Below are 19,297 nucleotides of genomic sequence, written 5' to 3' on the forward strand. Positions count from 1 at the left end.
CAATCCGTTATCATCATTGGGCGATCCAGAAAACGAATCACCCGCCCATGACCCTGCACACCACCGCGCTGTCGCTCGTCAACCGGTTGAAATTCAAGCATCTCGCGCTGCTCGTCGCGCTCGACGATTGCCGCAACGTGCATCAGGCGGCCGGCGAGATCAACGTGGCCCAGCCCAGCGCGAGCCGCATGCTCGGCGATATCGAGGATGCGTTCGGCTTCCGCCTGTTCGACAGGAATGCGAAAGGTCTTGCGCCCACCTCGCTGGGCCTGCCGGTGCTGGCCTATGCCCGGCGCGCGCTGTCGGACCTGACCCGCTTCGCCGAGGATCTCGACGTGAAGCGCCGCGGCGGCCACGGCCAATTGACGGTGGGCGCGATCATGGGCGCCGCGCCCGACGTGCTGGCGCTGGCCGTGGCCTCGCTCAAAACCGTGCGCCCGCTGCTGAACGTGCGCATCCTCGGCGAAACCAGCGATCAGATCGTGCAATTGCTGTACCGCCGCGAGGTGGACCTCGCGCTCGGCCGCCTCACCAACGCGCTGCAACACAACGATTTCCACTTCGAGCCGATCGCGGCCGAAACGCTGGTGCTGGTCACGCGCGCGCAGCATCCGCTGGCCGCGCGCGGCGAACTCACGCTGGCCGAACTCGCGCAATGGCCGTGGGTCGCGCAGCCGGTCACCAGCCCCGCGCGCGTATTGCTCGAAAACGAATTCGCGCGCGCCCGGCTCGCCACGCCGGCCAACCTCACCGAATGCGGCTCGATCTTCGCGACGCTGCAACTGGTCGAGACCTTCGACGCGATCGCCATGCTGCCCGAACCGGTGGTGCGCGATCACGTCAAGGCGCGGCTGCTGGTGGCGCTGCCGCTCGAAATCGGCAAGCGCCTGCCCGGCTACGGCATCCTCACGCGCCGCGACGAGCCGCTTTCGGAAGCGGCCGAATACTTCGTCGGCCTGCTGCGCCGCTTCTCCGACCCGGCGGTCGATGCGCTGCGCGACGCGCCCGGCGCGCCGGATTCGCCCGTGATCGTCACTGAAGGTTGACGAACAGCCCGCCATCCACCAGCAACGCCGCGCCCGTTACATAACGCGCGCGCGACGAGGCCAGGAACACCACGCAATCGGCCACTTCGTCGGGCGCCCCGAGCCGGCCCAGCGGAATGCGCTTTTCCATATAGGCGCGCTTCTCGGCATCGGCCAGGTCCTCGGCGTTCAGGTCCGTGGCGATGGTGCCCGGCAGCACCGAATTGCATCGGATTCCGTACGGTCCGAGCGCGATCGCGCACGACTGCATCAGCGAATGCACGCCGGCCTTGGTGGGCGTGTAATGCGTCTGCATGCCGCCGCCCACCAGCGCGCTGATCGAGCTGGTGGCGACGATCGCGCCGCCCGTGCCCTGCTCGCGCATCTGCCGCGCCACCGCCTGCGTTACATAGAATGCGCCGTTCAGGTTCACGCCCACCGTGCGTTCCAGCACCGCGGGCGGCATGTCGAGGAACGCATGGAACGGGCAGATGCCGGCGTTGCTGGCCAGCACGTCCACCTTGCCGAACGCGCGCACCGCCTGGCGCACCAGCTCCGTGCCGGTGCCGGGCTGGGCCACGTTGCCCTCCACCGCGATCGCGCGGCGGCCGGCCCGGCCGACTTCGGCCAGCACCTCGTCGACGGCCGTGCCCCGGCCGTACGAGGCATCGTTGTCGCCCCAGTAATTGATCACCACGTCGGCGCCCTCGCGCGCGCTCGCCACCGCGATCGCGCGGCCGATCCCGCGCGAGCCGCCCGTCACGATCACCACCTTGTCCTGTAGCAGCACTTCGTCCTCCTGAATTGCGGTTGTGCGGCGGCCAGGCCGCCCGGGCCGTGCGGCTCAATATAGGGTCGCCGCCCCGGCCGCGACAATCCGGAATCCGCATCGTCCGATCCGCGTTCCGGATCGCCGTGTCACAGGTCGCTCGTTGCCGGGCCGCCGTCGCTATCGACTCTCGATCCGGAAATTGCATCGCCATCGCCGATATTGGTATTGGTCACGCATCGCCGGGCTGATTACAGTGCTGCATGCCTCGCGCCCACCGAGGGCGGTGCACGGCGGCGGCAACGACGAAGGCGCGATCGACGACGGAACCGGCCAAGGCCGACCACGCGATCGACGGCGACGAACAACAACGGAGACATGAATGGACGACCCGGCAATCCTGCTCGGCGATGCGATTCGGCGCGTCACGCGACGGCTGCTGCCGTTCCTGCTGCTGATGTACGTGATGGCCTTTCTCGATCGCGCCAACGTCGGCTTCGCCAAGGCGCAGTTTCAGCTCGACACCGGGGTGTCCGACGCAGCCTACGCGTTCGGCGCGGGCATCTTCTTCGTCGGCTATGCGCTGGTGGAAGTGCCGAGCAACCTGATGCTCGAACGCGTGGGCGCGCGGCTCTGGATGTGCCGGATCATGATCAGCTGGGGGCTGGTATCGGCGGCCACCGCGCTGGTGCACGGCGAGACGGCGTTCTACGTGCTGCGCTTCCTGCTCGGGATCGCCGAGGCGGGCTTCTTCCCCGGCGTGATCCTGTATCTCACCTACTGGTTTCCGCGCCAGGCGCGCGGCAAGGCGCTCGGCCTGTTCTATTTCGGCGCGCCGATCGCGTTCGTGGTGGGCTCGCCGCTGTCGGGCCTGTTGCTCGATCTGCACGGCGTGGCCGGGTTGCGCGGCTGGCAGTGGCTGTTCCTGGTGGAGGGGCTGCTGGCCAGCGTGGTGGGCGTGGCCGCGTGGTTCCGGCTCGACAACGGGCCGCGCGACGCGCGCTGGCTGCCGGCCGCCGAGCGCGAGGTGCTGGTGGCCACGCTCGACGCCGAGGATCGCGCCAAGCGCGACCACGGCCCGGCCTCGATCCGCCAGGCGCTGGCCGACCGGCGCGTGCTGCACCTGAGCGCCGTGTATCTGCTGATCCAGATGAGCGTGTACGGCGTGGTGTTCTATCTGCCGTCGCAAGTGGCCGGGCTGATGGGCCGCAAGCTCGGCTTCGAGGTCGGGCTGGTGGCGGCGCTGCCGTGGCTGTGCGCGCTGGTGGCCGCCTACTGGGCGCCGGTGCTGGCCGATCGCAGCGGCCGCCATCGCCAGATCGCCGCCGTCACGCTCGCGATCAGCGCGGCCGGCATTGCCGCGTCGGTGGCCAGCGCGCAACCGGCGCTGTCGCTGCTGGCGCTCTGTTTCGCCGCGGCCGGCTTCATCGCCGTGCAGCCGGTGTTCTGGGTGCTGCCGGCCTCGACGCTGCGCGGCAGCGCGGCCGCCGCCGGCTTCGGCCTGATCAATTCGCTCGGCGCGCTCGGCGGCTTCGTCGCGCCGAATCTCAAGCAGGCCGCCGAGACCGCGTTCCATTCATCGTCGGCCGGCCTCTACACGCTCGCCGCCACCACGCTGGCCGCCGCGCTGCTGGTGCTGGCCGTGCGCCGGCAACCCGCGCCGAGCGGCCGGCCGCACGACGAGCCGCAGGCGCGGCCGCGCTATTCGCCGTGAGGCGGCCCCCACTTCGAGGCGCGCGGCGGCCTCGCCATGCACGCCGCTCGCTGTCATTCATTCGCTAGTTCGCACTCCGGAGGAACATCATGTCGGTCCCCACCATCAAGCAGATCCGTGCCTACACGCTCCGCGGCGGCGGCGCGGATTACCACGACCAGGAAGACGGCCACTGGATCGACGACCACATCGCCACGCCGATGGGCCGCTACCCCGAATACCGCGCGAGCCGCCGCAGCTTCGGCATCAACGTGCTCGGCACGCTGGTGGTGGAGGTGGAAGCCAGCGACGGCACGGTGGGCTTCGCCGTCACCACCGGCGGCGAGCCGGCCGCCTATATCGTCGAGAAGCATCTGGCGCGCTTCGTGGAGGGCGCCAAGGTGACCGACATCGAGAAGATCTGGGATCAGATGTATTTCGGCACGCTCTATTACGGCCGCAAGGGGCTGGTGCTCAACACCATCTCGGGCGTGGATCTCGCGCTGTGGGACCTGCTCGGCAAGGTGCGCGACGAGCCGGTGCATCAGTTGCTCGGCGGCGCCGTGCGCGACGAGTTGCAGTTCTACGCCACCGGCGCGCGGCCCGACCTGGCCCAGCAGATGGGCTTCATCGGCGGGAAGATGCCGCTCCATCACGGCCCGGCCGAGGGCGACGAAGGGATGCGCAAGAACCTGGAGGCGCTGGCGGCGATGCGCGAGCGCGTCGGCCCCGATTTCTGGCTGATGTGGGACTGCTGGATGAGCCTCGACCTGAACTACGCGACGCGGCTCGCCCACGCGGCGCAAGCGTACGGCCTCAAGTGGATCGAGGAAGCGCTGCCGCCCGACGACTACTGGGGCTATGCCGCGCTGCGCAAGGCGGCGCCGCCCGGCATGCTGATCAATACCGGCGAGCACGAGGCCACCCGCTGGGGCTTCCGGCTGCTGCTGGAGATGGGCTGCTGCGACGTGCTGCAACCCGACGTGGGCTGGTGCGGCGGCGTGACCGAGCTGATCAAGATCTCGGCGCTGGCCGACGCGCACGGCGCGCTGGTGGTGCCGCACGGCTCGTCGGTCTACAGCTATCACTTCGTGATCACGCGCCACAACAGCCCGTTCGCCGAGTTCCTGATGATGGCGCCGAAGGCCGACCAGGTGGTGCCGATGTTCCATCCGCAGTTGCTCGACGAGCCGGTGCCCGAGCGCGGCCGGATGCGCGCCTCGGCGCTCGACAAGCCAGGCTTCGGCGTGCGGCTGAACCCCGATTGCCAGCTCGCGCGGCCTTACACGCACTGAGCGCACTGAGCGCGGCGGGCGCGCGGCTTGCTGGCGGCGGGTTGCCGAATGCATCGGCCGGCCAGCCCGGCGAGGCCGCCGAACCCGCACGCGTCGCGCCACGAATCCTCAGTACGGCGTAGGATCGTAGCGCCGTGCCGCGCCGCCCGGCTCCGCCTGACTTCCGACTTCCGACTTATTTCGCAGCCCCTACCGATTTCCGGAGACACCGCATGCCACCGTTGCCCCCGCTCGACAATCCGTTCAAACACGCACTCGCCGCGCACACGCCGCAACTCGGCACCTGGAACAGCTTCGCCAGCAGCTACACCACCGAAATCATCGCGCAGACCGGTTACGACTGGATGCTGGTCGACGGCGAGCACGCACCGAATTCGATCGAGACCATCCTTCGACAGTTGCAGGTGCTGGCCGCCTACCCGACTCAGCCGGTGGTGCGCACCGTCGATCACGACCCGGCGCGCATCAAGCAATTGCTCGACATCGGCGCGACCACGCTGATGGTGCCGATGGTCGAAACCGCCGAGCAGGCGGCGGCGCTGGTGCGCGCGATGCGCTACCCGCCCGGCGGCTTTCGCGGCATCGGCGGCGCGCTGACGCGCGCGACGCGCTGGGGCAGCGTGGGCGACTACCTGGCGCGCGCCGAATCGGCGCTGTGCCTGACCGTGCAGATCGAATCGCGCGCGGGGCTGGAGAACGTCGAGGCGATCGCCGCCACCGAGGGCGTGCACGGCCTGTTCATCGGTCCGGCCGACCTGTCGTGCGCGCTCGGTCATCCCGACGACGCCGGCCACGACACCGTGCAGCAGGCGATCCGCCACATCATCGACGTGTCGCGCCGGGCCGGCAAAGCCGCCGGCATCCTCGCGCCGGCCGAGGACGCGGCGCGCCGCTACCTCGAATGGGGTGCGAGCTTCGTGGCCGTGGCGATCGACATCGTGGCGCTGCGCGACGCGCTCGACGCCGCGCTGGCGCGCTTCCGCCCGACCGGTGCCGTGGGCGCGGCGGCAAAACCGGGCGCCAAGGGCGCCTACTGATTCGCGCCGATTCCCAAGCCAACGACGACGCAACGACCTACCCCGATTCCAGCCAGGAGACGACCATGTCCAGCACTCCGACGCAATACCAGCAGTACATCGACGGCGAATTCGTCAGTTCCACCGAACATTTCGAGGTCCGCAATCCGGCCACCGGCGCGGTGCTGTCGCACGCGCCCGTGGCGAGCGTTGCCGATCTCGACCGCGCGATCGAGGCGGCGCGACGCGCGCAGCCGGCCTGGGGCACCCGTCCCGCCATCGAACGCGCCCGCTTCCTGAACCAGATCGCCGACCTGTTGCGCGCCGACGTGGCGCGGCTGGCCGACATCATCGTCAGCGAAGGCGGCAAGATTCGCGGGCTGGCCGAGGTCGAAGTCAACTTCACGGCCGACTACCTCGATTACATGGCCGAGTGGGCGCGCCGCATCGAAGGCGAAATCATCCCGAGCGACCGCGCCAACGAAACCATGCTGCTGTTCCGCAAGCCGATGGGCGTGGTGGCCGGCATCCTGCCGTGGAATTTCCCGTTCTTCCTGATCGCCCGCAAGATGGCGCCGGCGCTCATCACCGGCAACACCATCGTCATCAAGCCGAGCGAGGAAACCCCGAACAACTGCTTCGAGTTCGCCAAGCTGGTGGCGAAAACTTCGCTGCCGAAGGGCGTGTTCAACGTGGTCGGCGGCAAGGGCGACGTGGGCGGCAAGCTCAGTGCGCATGCCGGCGTGGACATGATCAGCTTCACCGGCAGCGTGGCCACCGGCCAGCGCATCATGGCCGCCGCCGCAACGAATCTGACCAAGCTGAACCTGGAGCTGGGCGGCAAGGCCCCGGCCATCGTGCTGGCCGACGCCGATCTCGACCTGGCCGTGACGGCGATCCGCAACTCGCGCGTGATCAACACCGGGCAGGTCTGCAACTGCGCCGAGCGCGTGTATGTCGAGCGCAAGGTGGCCGATGCGTTCATCGAGCGCATCAGCGAGGCGATGCGCGTGACGAAGTACGGCGATCCGGGCGCGGATGCGTCGGTCGAGATGGGGCCGCTGATCAATCAGGGCGGCCTGGACAAGGTTGCAGCGAAGGTGATCAAGGCCGTCGAGCAAGGCGGCACGGTGGTGACGGGCGGCAAGCTAGCCGACCTCGGCCGCGGCTTCCACTACGAGCCCACCGTGATCACCGGCTGCCGCGAGGACATGGCGATCATGCGCGAGGAAATCTTCGGGCCGGTGCTGCCGATCCAGATCATCGACGATCTCGACCAGGCCATCGCGCTCGCCAACGACTGCGAATACGGCCTGACCTCGTCGGTCTACACCACCAACCTGAACAAGGCCATGCACGCGATTCGCGGCCTGTCGTTCGGCGAGACCTACGTGAACCGCGAGAACTTCGAGGCCATGCAGGGCTTCCATGCCGGCGTGCGCAAGAGCGGCATCGGCGGCGCGGACGGCAAGCACGGCGTGTATGAATACACGCACACGCAGGTGGTTTATCTGCAGACCTGAGCAATCGGGCCGCGCGGCAGTGGCGGCGCCAGGCGTTATCGGCGGCGCCACCGCTCGCGTTCGCGCGAGCGCTCGTCGAGCCGCGCCACGTCCGCGTCGAACGCCGCATATTGCGCACTGCAAAACAGTTGGCAGAGCCGATCGACATCGGCGCGCGATTCCACGTCGAACGTGACGACATCGCGCTCGATGCTCGGCTTGCCGAACCCGAACCTCGGCTTCTTCTCGCGCATCGCCACGGCGTTCAGTTGAAAATCCTGGCCGAGATCCGCGCCGAGCGCGCTGATCCACAATTCGCGCTGGTCGCCGGTGTGGCGCAGCACCAGCGCGGGCAACGGGCCGCTCTGGTCCACATCCCACAGCGCCAGTTGCGCCGCCCACGGAAACTGCTCCAGCGCACCGATGAACCCGGCGTAATCGGTCGGGCCTTGCGGTTCCAACCGGGAATAGTCGTCGCCGGTTTTCTGAATCGCGTAAGTCAGCATGGCCAAGTTTCCGGGAATGGAAACCGCCACTATACGCCGCCGGCTCAGGCCGCCAAGCGCTCCGACGACGCGAGGTAGCGCGCGATATCCACCTCGTCGATCTGCTCGGGCAGCATGAAGCGCCGCGCGTAATCGAGGTGCACGCCCGAGCGCAGGAACAGGCCGAACAGCTCCGCGTCGATATGCTGCGCTTCGCACATCGACGCCATGATCGCGATCGCCTCGGACAGCGTCTTGCCGCGCTTGTAAGGCCGGTCGCCGGCCGTCAGCGCCTCGAAGATATCGGCGATCGCCATCATCCGCGCGAGCGGGCTCATCTCGTCGCCGCGCAGCCCCTTCGGATAGCCGGTGCCGTCCATCTTCTCGTGATGGCCGCCCGCGATTTCGGGCACGTTGCGCATGTGACGCGGAAACGGCAGTTGCGACAGCATCATGATGGTCTGCAACATGTGCTCGTTGATCTTGAAACGCTCCTCCTCGGAGAGCGTGCCGCGCGACACCGAGAGGTTGTACAGCTCGCCGCGATTGAACAGCAGCTCGGGCACGTGCATCCGGAAGCCCCAGCGGTTGTCGGGCGAGCCGAACGGCGTGGCCGCGCCCTCGCGCTCGATGCGGTGCTCGGCCTTGTCGGCCAGCAGCGGTTCGCGCACCGGCAACGGCCCGCGCGGCGTGCGCGCCTGGCGCTTGCGCTCGTCCTCGGACACGCCGAGCCGATCGTCGAGCGTACGCCGCCAGGTGCGTCGGCCGATCCGTTCGAGCCGCTCGACCCGCGCCGGGTCCATGAACTCGCCGCCCTCGTTGCAGGCGGCCACGAACGCGAAATCGTCGTCGATCTCGCGCAGCAGCGCATCGCGCGTGCTCGCGGCGCGCTCGCGATCCATGCCGGCCTCGACGGCCTTCAGGTAAGCGATTTCCGTCTCGCACTTGAGCACCTCGAAGCGCATGCGGACTTCGTGAATCCGGTCGTACAGCGTTTCGAGCTTGGTGGCCTTGTCGATCACGTATTCGGGCGTGGTGATCTTGCCGCAATCGTGCAGCCAGGCCGCCACATGCAAGGCCTCCCACTGCTGCGCATCGAGATCGAAATCGCGCCACGGGCCTTCGTGCGTGCTGCACGCGGCCTGAGCGAGCATCTTGGTCAGCTCCGGCACGCGGTTGCAGTGGCCGCCCGTGTGCGGGCTTTTCGCGTCGATGGCCTTGGCGATCAACTGGATGAACGATTCGAACAGCGCGCGCTGCATCTTGATCAGCTCGCGCGTTTCGATCGCGCTGACGAACAGCCCGGTCAGCTCGGCGATGAACGACAACTGCATTTTTTCGAGCGGCTTCGAATGCAGCAGCACGAACGCGCCCACCAGCACGCCCTCGCGATTCACGAGCGGCACCACGGCCGCGTCGCCCGCGCCGAGCCGGAACTGCGAGAAGCCGGCCTGCAGGATGTCCGGGTTCGACAATTGCCCGGCGAGCGCGCGATTCTCGGCCAGCGCCGAGCGGATCAGCGCGGGCGCCGTGTCCACCGCGAGCGGCTTGAGCGTTTCGTTGACGGCCTCGCGCCGCGTGTCGCGCGCGGCGGCCGGTTGCAGCACCGTGCCGTCCTCGCTCGCCAGATAGAGCACGCCGGCATCGGCGTGCGCCTCGGCCAGCATTTCGGTCAGCAGCATCGGCATCAACCGTTCGAAATCGGGCTCGGCGGCCACCGCCTGGATCGTGTCGAGAAAGCGCCGGATGGTGCGCTTCATCTCCTCCATGCGCGCGGCCAGCCGGTCGATCTCGCTGATGTGCGTGGTGACGATCTCGCCGCCCGGCGCCAGCTCGAAGCGGCGCACCGTGTCGGCCTGGGCGGCCAGCTTCTTCAGCGGGCGCGTGATGATCGCGCCGAACCACCAGGTGACCGGCACCGACAGCGCCAGAATCGCCAGCGTGACGATGCCGACCATCAGCCGCCGCTCGTCGGCCTCGCGCAGCAAATCGCGCTGGCGGATCGCGGAGGTCAGGTACAGCGGCGCGACGTCGTCGAACGCCAGCCGGCTCGCCGTCATGTGCCACGGCTCGTCCTGCGCCTCGACCACGCTGGCGTGCCAGCCCGCGCGGCCGACCTCGCGAATGCTCGCGGCCATGCGCGCCAGCACCGGCACCTGCGCCATTTCCTCGCTGCTGACGAGCTGATCGGCGTCGTCCGTCGCGCCGTGTACCGGCCCTGCCTGCCAGGTCGAGGCCACCAGTTGGCCGTCCGCGCCCACCAGCGCGAAGCTCAGGCCCGGCAGGCTGTTGCGCGCGACGAGCGTTTGCTGGAGCGTGTCGAGGTTGATGTCGCAGCCCACCACCGCGCGGCCGTCGGGCGCAGCAAACGCCAGCGTGGTGCCCACTTCGCGCACCGACGAGAACACATAGGGCGCGGTGCGGATCAAGCGCTTCTGCTCGATCGCCTGTTGATACCACGGACGCATGCGCGGATCGAACGTGGCCGGATACTCGGCGCGCGTCACATCCGCGATCACATGCAGATCGGCGTCGAAATAGATGAAATGCCCGGCGGCGGGCTTGACCGAACGATCGATCGTCTGCAATGCGAAACGTGCCGCATCGGGTGCCTGCAGGCCGCGGCGTTGCACGTCGTTGCGAATCGCGCGAAACATGAAGAAATCGCCGTTCGCATAACCGATGTAAATGTCTTCCATGCCCGGCGACGCGAGCAGGATGGCGTGCAATGCACCGAGTACGGCCATTCGCTGCGCGGTGGAATGCGTGCGCACGATATGTCCGTAGGCCAGGGTTTTCACCGCGATCGACGCCGGCGTCAACATCCTCTGGATTTCATTCGCGGTCTCACGGCTCATGTCGCGCACCAGATTCGCCGAGTGATCCTCGAGAATCCTGCGTGAATGATCGTAATCCACCGCGCTGATCAGGCCGCCGATCAGCAACACGACCACGGCAATGAACACCGAGACGTGCAGCCGAAAAGGCAGATGCCAGCGTCTGGCCATCAGCATCCCCGGTGCGTATTACTTCTTGTTGGCTGGTCTATTCAAGTCATTACCGGTTCTTTATCCGGCGTAAAAATCCCGGCCAATATACAGGCGACAGTATTGGCGTACAACCGCGCGAACGTGACAAAAATCGGGTTTCAGCATGCGTTCGATAAAACCGGTTCGAACGCGGATTTTCAACACGCCGAAACATCAATTTTTCATAATGCCGTGAGTCGGAAAAACCATACCGCCATCACGCCACCATTGCGCGGCGCGCGTCGCGATGCTATAAAGCGGCGTCGGAAAAGGCAGACTTGGTCTGGTAAGCCCAAGTCCTTTCGGTAACGAAAGCTCTGGTCTTTGGCCTCGTGCCGGGATCCCCGCGACGAACCCGGCGCCGCCCAGGCGCTCACCGGTTCGTCCGCGCGGTGTCCTGGCTCAGGAACGCTCCGGTCGAACCTCGACAACGGAGCTTTCCATGCACCACCCTTCCCTTTCGCTTTACGACGTCGTCATCGCGGGCGCCGGCCCGGTCGGCCTGTTCCTGGCCGGCGAACTGCGCCTGCATGGCTGTTCGGTGCTCGTGCTCGAACAGGCCGATGCGCCTGATTCACTCAGTTCACCTGATTCACCGCTCAAGCGGCTGCCGTTCGGCATGCGCGGCCTGAACGCGCCCACGCTCGACGCGTTCCACCGCCGCGGCCTGCTCGACGCGGTCGTCGCCGCGCAGCAGGCGGGCGACGCGACGAACCGCGCCAAGGCGTCCGCGCATTGGCAACGGCCGGGCAACGCGGCGCACCGCCCCGGCGGCCATTTCGCGGGGATTGCGTTCCATCTCGACGAGATCGATGCGTCGGCCTGGCCGTATCACCTGCCCGGCCCGGCCGGCTATACGCTGGCAGTCGAACTGGCGGCGCTCGAAACCGTGCTGGCGCGGCACGCGAGCACGCTGGGCGCCGTGGTCCGATACGGTTGCCGCGTCGACGGCCTGCACGACGATGGCGACGCCGTGACCGTTCACACCACCGGCGGCGACACGTTCCGCGCGCGCTGGCTGGTGGGCTGCGACGGCGGGCGCAGCACGATCCGCAAGGCGGCCGGCTTCGATTTCATCGGCACCGATCCCGAGTTCACCGGCTATTCGGTCGAGGTGGAACTGGGCGGCTCGGCCGCGTTCGCCGCGCTGCGCCCCGGCCGTCACGCCACGCCCGATGGTATGTACACCTATGCGCCACCCGGCACGATCACGATGGTCGATTTCGACGGCGGCGCATGCCAGCGTCTCCAACCGATCACCGCCGACCATGTGCAAACCGTGTTGCGGCGCGTGACCGGCCTAGATCTCACGGTCGAGCGGCTGCATCTGGCCGCCACCTGGACCGACCGCGCACGCCAGGCCGGCGCGTATCGCCAAGGCCGCGTGCTGCTGGCGGGCGACGCCGCGCATATCCACTCGCCGCTCGGTGGCCAGGGCCTCAATCTCGGCATCGGCGACGCGATGAACCTCGGCTGGAAGCTGGCCGCCACGCTGCACGGCGACGCGCCGGCCGGCCTGCTCGACAGCTACGCGAGCGAGCGGCACCCGGTGGGCGCACGTGTGCTCGACTGGTCGCGTGCGCAGGTTGCGTTGATGCGGCCCACGGTCGGCACGCGCGCGCTGGCCGACGTGATCCGCGATCTGGCCGCCACGCGCGACGGCGCGACGTATTTCGCTGAACGCGTGTGGGGCGTCGCGCTGCGCTACGAGCTCGGTGGCGCGCATCCGCTGGTCGGCTGCAGCCTGCCCGATTTCGCGTTGCACGACGGGACGCGAGCCGGCAGCCTGTCACGCGACGGGCGTGGCCTGTTTCTGGAATTTGCGGCGCGCGCCACGGATGCGGACCCGGCGCGTGCCGCGCTGTTGGCGGGCTGGCGATCGCGCGTGCGCCATCTCGTCAGCGATGCGAACGATCGGCTCGGGTTGCGCGCCGTGCTGGTGCGGCCCGACGGGTCCGTGGCGTGGGCGACGGACGCTGCTGTCGATGAAGGCGCGTTGGAGGAGACGCTTCGGCGCTGGTTTGGTGAAGCGGCGGATGCGGCGGCGGACTAGCCGCCGCATCCCTTGCTCAAGCCGCCGCGAATCCGGTCAGCCGCCGCCATATCGCCTCCGCGCCATCCGCATCGACATCGCGGTTGGCGCGCCAGGCGATCACTCGATCAGGGCGGATCAGCACCAGCGCGCCGCCATAGAGCGCTTGCGCCGGCGCGTTCGACACGTCCACCACGTCGAGCCGCACCGCACGGCGTGCCGCCGCGCGCACGATCTCGCCCGCCTCAGCGCCATCGAAGCGCAGCAACGTGAAGCCCGTGCCGAACCGGTCGTAGATCGAACTGCCCGCCCCGCGCCTCGCATCGATCCAGAAATGCGGTGCGCGGCCGCCCGGCACGCCCGAGGGTTGGTAGTGCCGATAATCGTCGGCGGGCGGTGCGGCGTCGCCGATCACGATCGGCGAGCCGTCGACGCGCGCACCGAGATGCACGCCCATCGAATCGAACTGATCGGCGAAGCCAGCCAGCACGGCCCCGAGCTGTGCGCGTTGCGCCGCGCCGGCGGGTGAATCGTGCTCGATGTCGGCGGACGTCTGCACGGCACCCACTCGGCGCGACAACTCGCGCGCCGCGGCCACATTGCGTTTCGCGACCGGCAGCCGTTCGAGCGCGTAGCTGTCGAGCAACGCCGGGCCGCCCCATCCTTGCAGCGTCGCGGCCAGTTTCCACGCCAGGTTGGCCACGTCCTCGATGCCGGTGTTCATGCCGAAACCGCCGGTCGGCGTGAAGACGTGAGCGGCATCGCCCGCCAGGAACACGCGCCGGTCGTGCAGGCGCTCGGCCACCAGCGCCGCGCCGGCCCGCCACGCGCGGGTATGCACGACCTCGACCGGCACGGCCTCGCTGCCGCCGATGCAGCGATGGATCGTCTCGACGATCTGCCGGGCATCGGCGGGCGCGTCGCCGGGCGGCGCCTGCGTGAACATCAGGAATTCACCCTGACCGTCCAGCGCGATCAAGGTTGCGCGCGCATCGGGATTGCTGATCCAGTACTGGAACGCCCGTCGCTCGCGCAAGCAGCCTGCATACAAGGCCGGCGCGCGGAAATAGGTGGCCAGCATCCGGCCACCGAAATACTGGCCGCCGATGCCGTCCGGGCCCTCCAGCGCGATGCCCAGTTCGCCGCGCACCATGCTGCGCGCGCCGTCGCAACCGATCAGGTAATCGCTCTCGAACGTCGACGCGCCGAGCGCGGCGTGACTGGCGCGCAGCGTCACGCCGCCCGCGTCCTGCCGGAAGGTCTCGACATGCCAGCCGGGCCGGTAATCGATGCCCGTTTGCGTGCGGATGTGCTCGGCCAGATGCGCCTCCACCTGCATCTGGTTCGCGCGCAACACCGGTTCGGGCACCTGATCGAGCGGGCCGCTGTCGGCCACCGCCTGCCGCTTGTCGCGCTCGGACGGCATCGCGAGCCGCGCCAATTCGAAACCGGCGAGCCGCGTCAGGTAGCGCACGTCGGTCGGATGCGCGTCGGGCAGGCCGAGCCGCCGAATGCCGGCGGCCAGCCCGAGCTGCCGATACAGCTCCATGGTGCGGGCGTTGTGGGTGCTGCCGCGCGGGCCGTTGCGCGTGGCGGCCTCGGTGTCGAACAGCGTGACGGCCACGCCGTGACGATCGAGCAGCAGCGCGGCCACCATGCCCACCGGCCCCGCGCCGACGATGGCGACGTGTGCGTTCATGCGTGGCCAGCCTCCATGATGAGCATCGCGGTGGCCGGCATCGGCGTGACCTTGCGCAGCGCCAACCCGGCGGCGGCAAACAAGGCCTCGTATTCGGCAAGCGTGCGCTCGCGGCCCGGCGTCAGCATCAGCATCGTCAGATCCATCAGGGATGCGAACGAACCGGCCGCCGCCGCATCGCCGGCATCGGGCAGCGCCAGTTCGATCACGGCGACGCGGCCGCCCGCAACCAGCCCGTCGCGGCAGTTGCGCAGGATTCGCACGCACGATGCATCGTCCCAGTCGTGCAGGATGTGCTTGAGCAGATACAGATCGGCGGCGGGCAGCGGCGCGAAGAAATCGCCGGCCACCGCCCGCAGGCGCGTGCCCAGCCCCTGCATGTCGGCGGCGGCGCGCGCATCGTCCACCACGTGCGGCAGATCGAGCACGACGCCTTCGAGCGCCGGGTTGGCCGCCATCAGCGCGCGCACCAGCGTGCCCGATGCGCCGCCGAGGTCCACCGCCACGCGGGTGCCGGCGGTATCGACAAGCCGAGCCGCGTCGGCCGCCACGAGATTCGTCAAGGCGCTCATGCCGGCCGAGAACACCGCGGCCTCGTCGGGCTCCGTGCGATAGTGATCCCACAGCTCGCCGCCCAGCGTCACCGCCGTTTGCCGCGCGCCGGACCGCACCGCATCGACGGCGCGCCCCCACGGCAGCCAGTGCCCCGGCATCGCCACCGCCATCGCATAGGCGCGCAGCGAGCCGGGGCCGCTCGCGCGCAACGTGTCGAGCAGCGGCGAGCCGGCATAGCGGCCCTCGGCATCGCACCGCACGAGGCCGAGGGCCGCGCCGGCCCTCAGCAACCGCGTCAGGGCATCGGCATCGGCGCCCAGGCGACGCGCCAGTTGGTCGGGCAGCAACGGCGCCGCGTCGAGCGCCTCGGCCACCGACAACGCGGCAAACGCATGCACGACCTGCGTTTTCCATGCGCCCGTGATCAATTCGAGCATCTCGGCCGGGGCGTTCATCATGCGTCGCTCCGTGCGGCGCGACGCAGCCCGAGCGATGGCTGGGTCACGAGGCGGATGTCCTCCAGCGTGGTGTCCGCGCCTTCGAGGCTGCGCCACGGCCCCCACGACACCGACACGTCCAGCGTATGCAGATTGGTGGTGGGCACGCGCGCGGCCTTGGCGTCCTGCTCGGCCTCGGCGGCGTCGAGCAGTTGCTGCGTCAACGCGCGCGTATCGATGTCGTTCGCCTCGTGGATGTCGCTCAGGCCCGCGCTGATGTCGGTGAAGTTGCGCACCGGCTCGTCGTGATGCGTGCTCGCATGCACCAGTTTCTGCGCACTCCAGAAATACTCGTCCTTGCCCTTGTACGACTGGTACATGCGCGACACCAGCACCAGCATCCGCGTATAGGCGCGCCGATAGATGTACTCGAAGAAGCGCCAGCCCTCGCCTTCGTCGATCTCCTGCTTCACGACGCTGTTGATGGCCGCCGCCGCGATCATGCCGCTGTACTGCGCCAGATGCACGCCGGTGGACAGCAGCGGATCGAGGAAGCAGGCCGCGTCGCCGACGATCATGTAGCCCGGCCCGCAGAATCGATCCGACACGTACGAGTAATCCTGCTCGACCTTGACTGGCGCGACGCGCGTGGCCTGGGCCGTGACGCCGCGGATCGCCTTCGACTGGCTCAGGCGGTCGAGATAGTAGGCTTCGAGCGAATCGAAGCCGGGCCGATCGCGCAGAAACGCGTTGCGATGCGTGACCAGGCCCACGCTGTAGCGATCGTTGCCGAGCGGAATGTGCCACCACCAGCCGTCGGGCGCGGACACCACGTTGATCGCGCCTTCCGGGCTGTCGGGCAGCAGCTCCGCGCCATTCCAGTAAGACCACACCGCCACGTTCTTGAAGATTTCGTGTTGCTGGCGCATGTCGAAATGCTGCTGCGACAGCACCCCGTGGCGGCCCGAGGCGTCGATCACGTAGTCGAAATCCACGCGCTGCGTGACGTCCTCGCCGCGCCGCATCCATTCGGCGGCCACCGCGCGTTCGCCGTCGAACACGATGCGTTTGACCGTCGCGCCCTCGATCACCTCCACGCCCTGCTGCTCGGCGTTGCGCAGCAGGATGTCGTCGTAGGTGGCGCGATCGACCTGCCATGACCAGGCATCCTGATCGACCAGCTTGCGCCAGTCGAGCACCCATTCGTCGTCGGCCCAGTGGATCAGCGCGCCGCGCTTGATCTGAAAGCCGTGCGCCTTGACCGCCTCGTAGGCGCCGGACAGCTTGAGCGTGGCCTGGCACGAGGCCAGCAGCGATTCGCCGATGTGATAGCGCGGAAACGTGTCGCGCTCCAGCAGCAGCACGTCGTGGCCTTCCTTGGCCAGCAGCGCCGCCGCGGTCGAGCCGCCGGGGCCGCCGCCGATCACCAATACCTGTACGCGTCGATTCATGATGAAACTCCTCGTTACTTCAGTGCAGAGGCCATGAGCAGGACCCCGAACAATCCGAGCACCGCCGCCCCCGCGCGCGCGATCCACCGCTCGCGCCCGGTGCCGGCCGCGGCCTTGCCGAGCGCCGCGCCGAGCAGTATCCAGGCGATCGACAGCGGCGCCAGGATCGCGACGAAGCCGAGCAGATAGAACGCCACGTGCGGGCTGTCGAACGGAATCACGTTGATCGCGAACACCAGCGCCTTGGGGTTCAGCAGCGTGGCGACGAACACGCGGCGCGGCGTGATCGGCCCGTGGCCGATCCGCTCGGCCTGATCGCCGCGCCCGCTGCGAAACAGCGTCCAGGCGAGGTAAAACAGATAGGCCGACACGGCCACCCGCAACACCCGCGCGAACTGCGGCCACTGCGCCAGCACCGGCTTCAGCAACAACCCGACCGCCAGGATCGCGATGCCGTAACCCAATGCCTCGGCCAACGCCAACGGCAAGGCGCGACGCAGGCCGAGGGTCGCGCCGCCGGTGGCCAGCAGCGTGTTGGTCGGCCCCGGCATGGCCAGGATGGTCATCACGGTCAAGGTGAAGAGAAGCGGTTGGATCACAGCCGGGGCTCCGTACTCATGGATGGTTGGGCCGTCTCAGACGGCGGTGGGGGTGGTGATGCGGCGCAGCCCGAGCGACGGCGACGTGACCAGTTCGAGCCGGCTCACGCTGGCATCCTCGCCGCTCAGGCTGAACCAGTCGCCGAACAGCGGCTGCATGTCCAGCGCCGTGATGTCCGACGGCGCCGAGCCTTGCAGGCTGGTGTCCTGCATGGTCTTCGCTTCCTGCATCAGCACGTCGTTCAGGATGCGGGTATCCACGTTCGCGGCTTCGTCGATGTCGGTCAGGCCGGTGGTGATGGTCGTGAAATCGCGGATCGGCTCGGCCTTGCGCGCCGATTCGTGCACCAGCTTCTGCGCGTTCCAGAAATAGTCGTCGGCGCCCTGATAGCGCTCGTACATGCGCGACACCAGCACCAGCATCCGCGTATAGGCGCGCCGGTAGACATATTCGAAGAAGGCGCGGCCTTCGGCTTCCCGTACTTCACCTTTCGTTGTACTGATGATCGAGGCCGCGGCGATCATACCGCTGTATTGAGCCAGATGCACACCGGTGGACAACAGCGGATCGAGGAAGCAGGCGGCGTCGCCCACCAGCAGGTAGCCCGGCCCGCAGAAGCGTTCCGCGACATACGAATAATCCTGCTCGACCTTGACCGGCGCCACGCGCGTGGCGTTGCGCGTCACGCCCTGGATGGCCGGCGATTGCGCGACGCGGGCCAGGTAGTAATCCTCCAGCGAGTCGAAGCCGCGCCGGTCCGCCACGAACTTGTTCTTGTGCGTGACCATGCCGATGCTGTAGCGGTCGTTGCCGAGCGGAATGTTCCACCACCAGCCGTCGGGCGCGGACACCACGTTGATGCCGCCTTCCGGGCTGTCGGGCAGCAGTTCCGCGCCGCTCCAGTACGACCACATCGCCACGTTCTGGAACACCTCGTGTTGCTGGCGCATGTCGAAATGCTGCTGGGCGATCAACCCGTGACGGCCCGAGGCGTCGATCACGTAATCGAATTCGACGCGCTGCGTCACGTCCTCGCCGCGCCGCATCCATTCGGCCGCCACCGCGCGCTCGCCATCGAACACGATGCGCTTGACGCTCGCGCCTTCGATCACTTCCACGCCCTGCTTCTCGGCATTGCGCAGCAGGATGTCGTCGTAGGTGGCGCGATCGACCTGCCACGACCAGATGTCCGGATCGACGAGCTGCCGCCAGTCGAGCACCCACTTGTCGTCGCCCCAATACACCACGCCGCCGCGCTTGATCTGAAAGCCGTGCGCCTTGACCGCCTCGTAAGCGCCCGACAATTTCAGCGTCGACTGGCACGACGCCAGCAACGATTCGCCGATGTGATAGCGCGGAAACGTATCGCGCTCCAGCAACAGCACCTCCAACCCGTCCTTGGCCAGAATGGCCGCCGCGGTGGCGCCGCCCGGGCCGCCCCCGATCACCAGTACCGCAACTCGCTTGTGCATCGCATGACTCCTCTCAGAATGGACGGCAGGGACACTGTTCGTTGCGTGTTCATGATCGAAGAGCGCCCGTGCCTGGAACACCGCACCGGTTCGTTCTCGCTACCCTCACAGAACAGCGCCACGCCGCCGCGTATTCCATCTTTTTTCAGATGAATGCCTAACAAAATGAGCGCGCGTGCGAAGGCCACTCGCCGTGCCTGCGATGTCGTAAAGGAAATGAATGCCGCGTGAGGTGGT

At 68.1% G+C, this 19,297-nt stretch carries 15 protein-coding genes; 7 read left to right on the forward strand and 8 right to left on the reverse strand.

Features of this window, described 5'->3' with window-relative positions; translation table 11 throughout:
- Positions 1-47 precede the first annotated feature (47 nt).
- Positions 48-1,046 carry a LysR family transcriptional regulator gene (locus ACYP33_RS17125; RefSeq protein WP_414449292.1) on the forward strand — a complete coding sequence of 333 codons (999 nt, stop codon included), beginning with the start codon at positions 48-50 and terminating at the stop codon, positions 1,044-1,046.
- On the opposite strand, the gene ACYP33_RS17130 is transcribed toward ACYP33_RS17125, so the two are convergent.
- On the reverse strand, positions 1,033-1,815 hold the full coding sequence (locus ACYP33_RS17130; protein ID WP_414449291.1) for an SDR family NAD(P)-dependent oxidoreductase: 783 nt from the start codon (positions 1,813-1,815) through the stop codon (positions 1,033-1,035). The genes ACYP33_RS17125 and ACYP33_RS17130 overlap by 14 nt on opposite strands.
- 361 nt (positions 1,816-2,176) lie before the next feature.
- On the opposite strand from ACYP33_RS17130, the gene ACYP33_RS17135 reads away from it, so the two are divergent.
- From ACYP33_RS17135 to aldA, 4 genes are all read left to right on the forward strand, one after another.
- Positions 2,177-3,508: an MFS transporter gene (locus ACYP33_RS17135; RefSeq protein WP_459622946.1), complete on the forward strand. Its 1,332-nt coding sequence runs from the start codon at positions 2,177-2,179 to the stop codon at positions 3,506-3,508.
- An 89-nt stretch (positions 3,509-3,597) separates the two neighbouring features.
- The gene (rhmD, locus tag ACYP33_RS17140; RefSeq protein ID WP_414445272.1) at positions 3,598-4,782 is read left to right on the forward strand and encodes an L-rhamnonate dehydratase; all 1,185 of its coding nucleotides are present in this window, start codon (positions 3,598-3,600) and stop codon (positions 4,780-4,782) included.
- Positions 4,783-4,994: 212 nt separating this feature from the next.
- Entirely contained in the window at positions 4,995-5,819 is an 825-nt protein-coding gene (locus ACYP33_RS17145) for an HpcH/HpaI aldolase family protein (RefSeq protein ID WP_459622947.1), read from the forward strand.
- Between the two features lie 65 nt (positions 5,820-5,884).
- The gene (gene aldA, locus ACYP33_RS17150) at positions 5,885-7,321 is read left to right on the forward strand and encodes an aldehyde dehydrogenase (protein ID WP_459622948.1); all 1,437 of its coding nucleotides are present in this window, start codon (positions 5,885-5,887) and stop codon (positions 7,319-7,321) included.
- Positions 7,322-7,356: 35 nt separating this feature from the next.
- Here aldA and ACYP33_RS17155 read toward each other — a convergent pair whose 3' ends face one another.
- Both ACYP33_RS17155 and ACYP33_RS17160 read right to left on the reverse strand, forming a co-directional pair.
- Entirely contained in the window at positions 7,357-7,806 is a 450-nt protein-coding gene (locus ACYP33_RS17155) for a hypothetical protein (protein ID WP_459622949.1), read from the reverse strand.
- Positions 7,807-7,850: 44 nt separating this feature from the next.
- Positions 7,851-10,643 (reverse strand): HD domain-containing phosphohydrolase, encoded by a 2,793-nt coding sequence (locus ACYP33_RS17160; RefSeq protein WP_459622950.1) that lies wholly within the window; start codon positions 10,641-10,643, stop codon positions 7,851-7,853.
- Positions 10,644-10,688: 45 nt separating this feature from the next.
- Between ACYP33_RS17160 and ACYP33_RS17165 the strand changes: the two genes are divergently transcribed.
- Both ACYP33_RS17165 and ACYP33_RS17170 read left to right on the forward strand, forming a co-directional pair.
- Positions 10,689-11,123: a hypothetical protein gene (locus tag ACYP33_RS17165; protein ID WP_459622951.1), complete on the forward strand. Its 435-nt coding sequence runs from the start codon at positions 10,689-10,691 to the stop codon at positions 11,121-11,123.
- 133 nt (positions 11,124-11,256) lie between these two features.
- Complete coding sequence (locus ACYP33_RS17170) at positions 11,257-12,867, forward strand: FAD-dependent monooxygenase (protein ID WP_459622952.1); 1,611 nt, start codon at positions 11,257-11,259, stop codon at positions 12,865-12,867.
- A gap of 16 nt (positions 12,868-12,883) precedes the next feature.
- Here ACYP33_RS17170 and ACYP33_RS17175 read toward each other — a convergent pair whose 3' ends face one another.
- The 5 genes from ACYP33_RS17175 to ACYP33_RS17195 are packed head-to-tail and all read right to left on the reverse strand — an operon-like array spanning position 12,884 to position 19,060.
- Entirely contained in the window at positions 12,884-14,545 is a 1,662-nt protein-coding gene (locus ACYP33_RS17175; protein WP_459622953.1) for an FAD-dependent monooxygenase, read from the reverse strand.
- Positions 14,542-15,558: a methyltransferase gene (locus tag ACYP33_RS17180; protein ID WP_459622954.1), complete on the reverse strand. Its 1,017-nt coding sequence runs from the start codon at positions 15,556-15,558 to the stop codon at positions 14,542-14,544. Before ACYP33_RS17180 ends, ACYP33_RS17175 begins: the two co-directional genes overlap by 4 nt.
- A complete protein-coding gene (locus ACYP33_RS17185; protein ID WP_459622955.1) occupies positions 15,555-16,988 on the reverse strand; it encodes an NAD(P)/FAD-dependent oxidoreductase in 1,434 nt (477 codons plus the stop codon). Before ACYP33_RS17185 ends, ACYP33_RS17180 begins: the two co-directional genes overlap by 4 nt.
- 14 nt (positions 16,989-17,002) lie before the next feature.
- Positions 17,003-17,587 carry a LysE family translocator gene (locus ACYP33_RS17190; protein ID WP_459622956.1) on the reverse strand — a complete coding sequence of 195 codons (585 nt, stop codon included), beginning with the start codon at positions 17,585-17,587 and terminating at the stop codon, positions 17,003-17,005.
- Between the two features lie 36 nt (positions 17,588-17,623).
- Positions 17,624-19,060, reverse strand: a complete 1,437-nt coding sequence (locus ACYP33_RS17195) for an NAD(P)/FAD-dependent oxidoreductase (protein ID WP_459622957.1) — start codon at positions 19,058-19,060, stop codon at positions 17,624-17,626.
- Positions 19,061-19,297 lie beyond the last annotated feature (237 nt).

Source organism: Burkholderia sp. 3C, assembly GCF_054589155.1.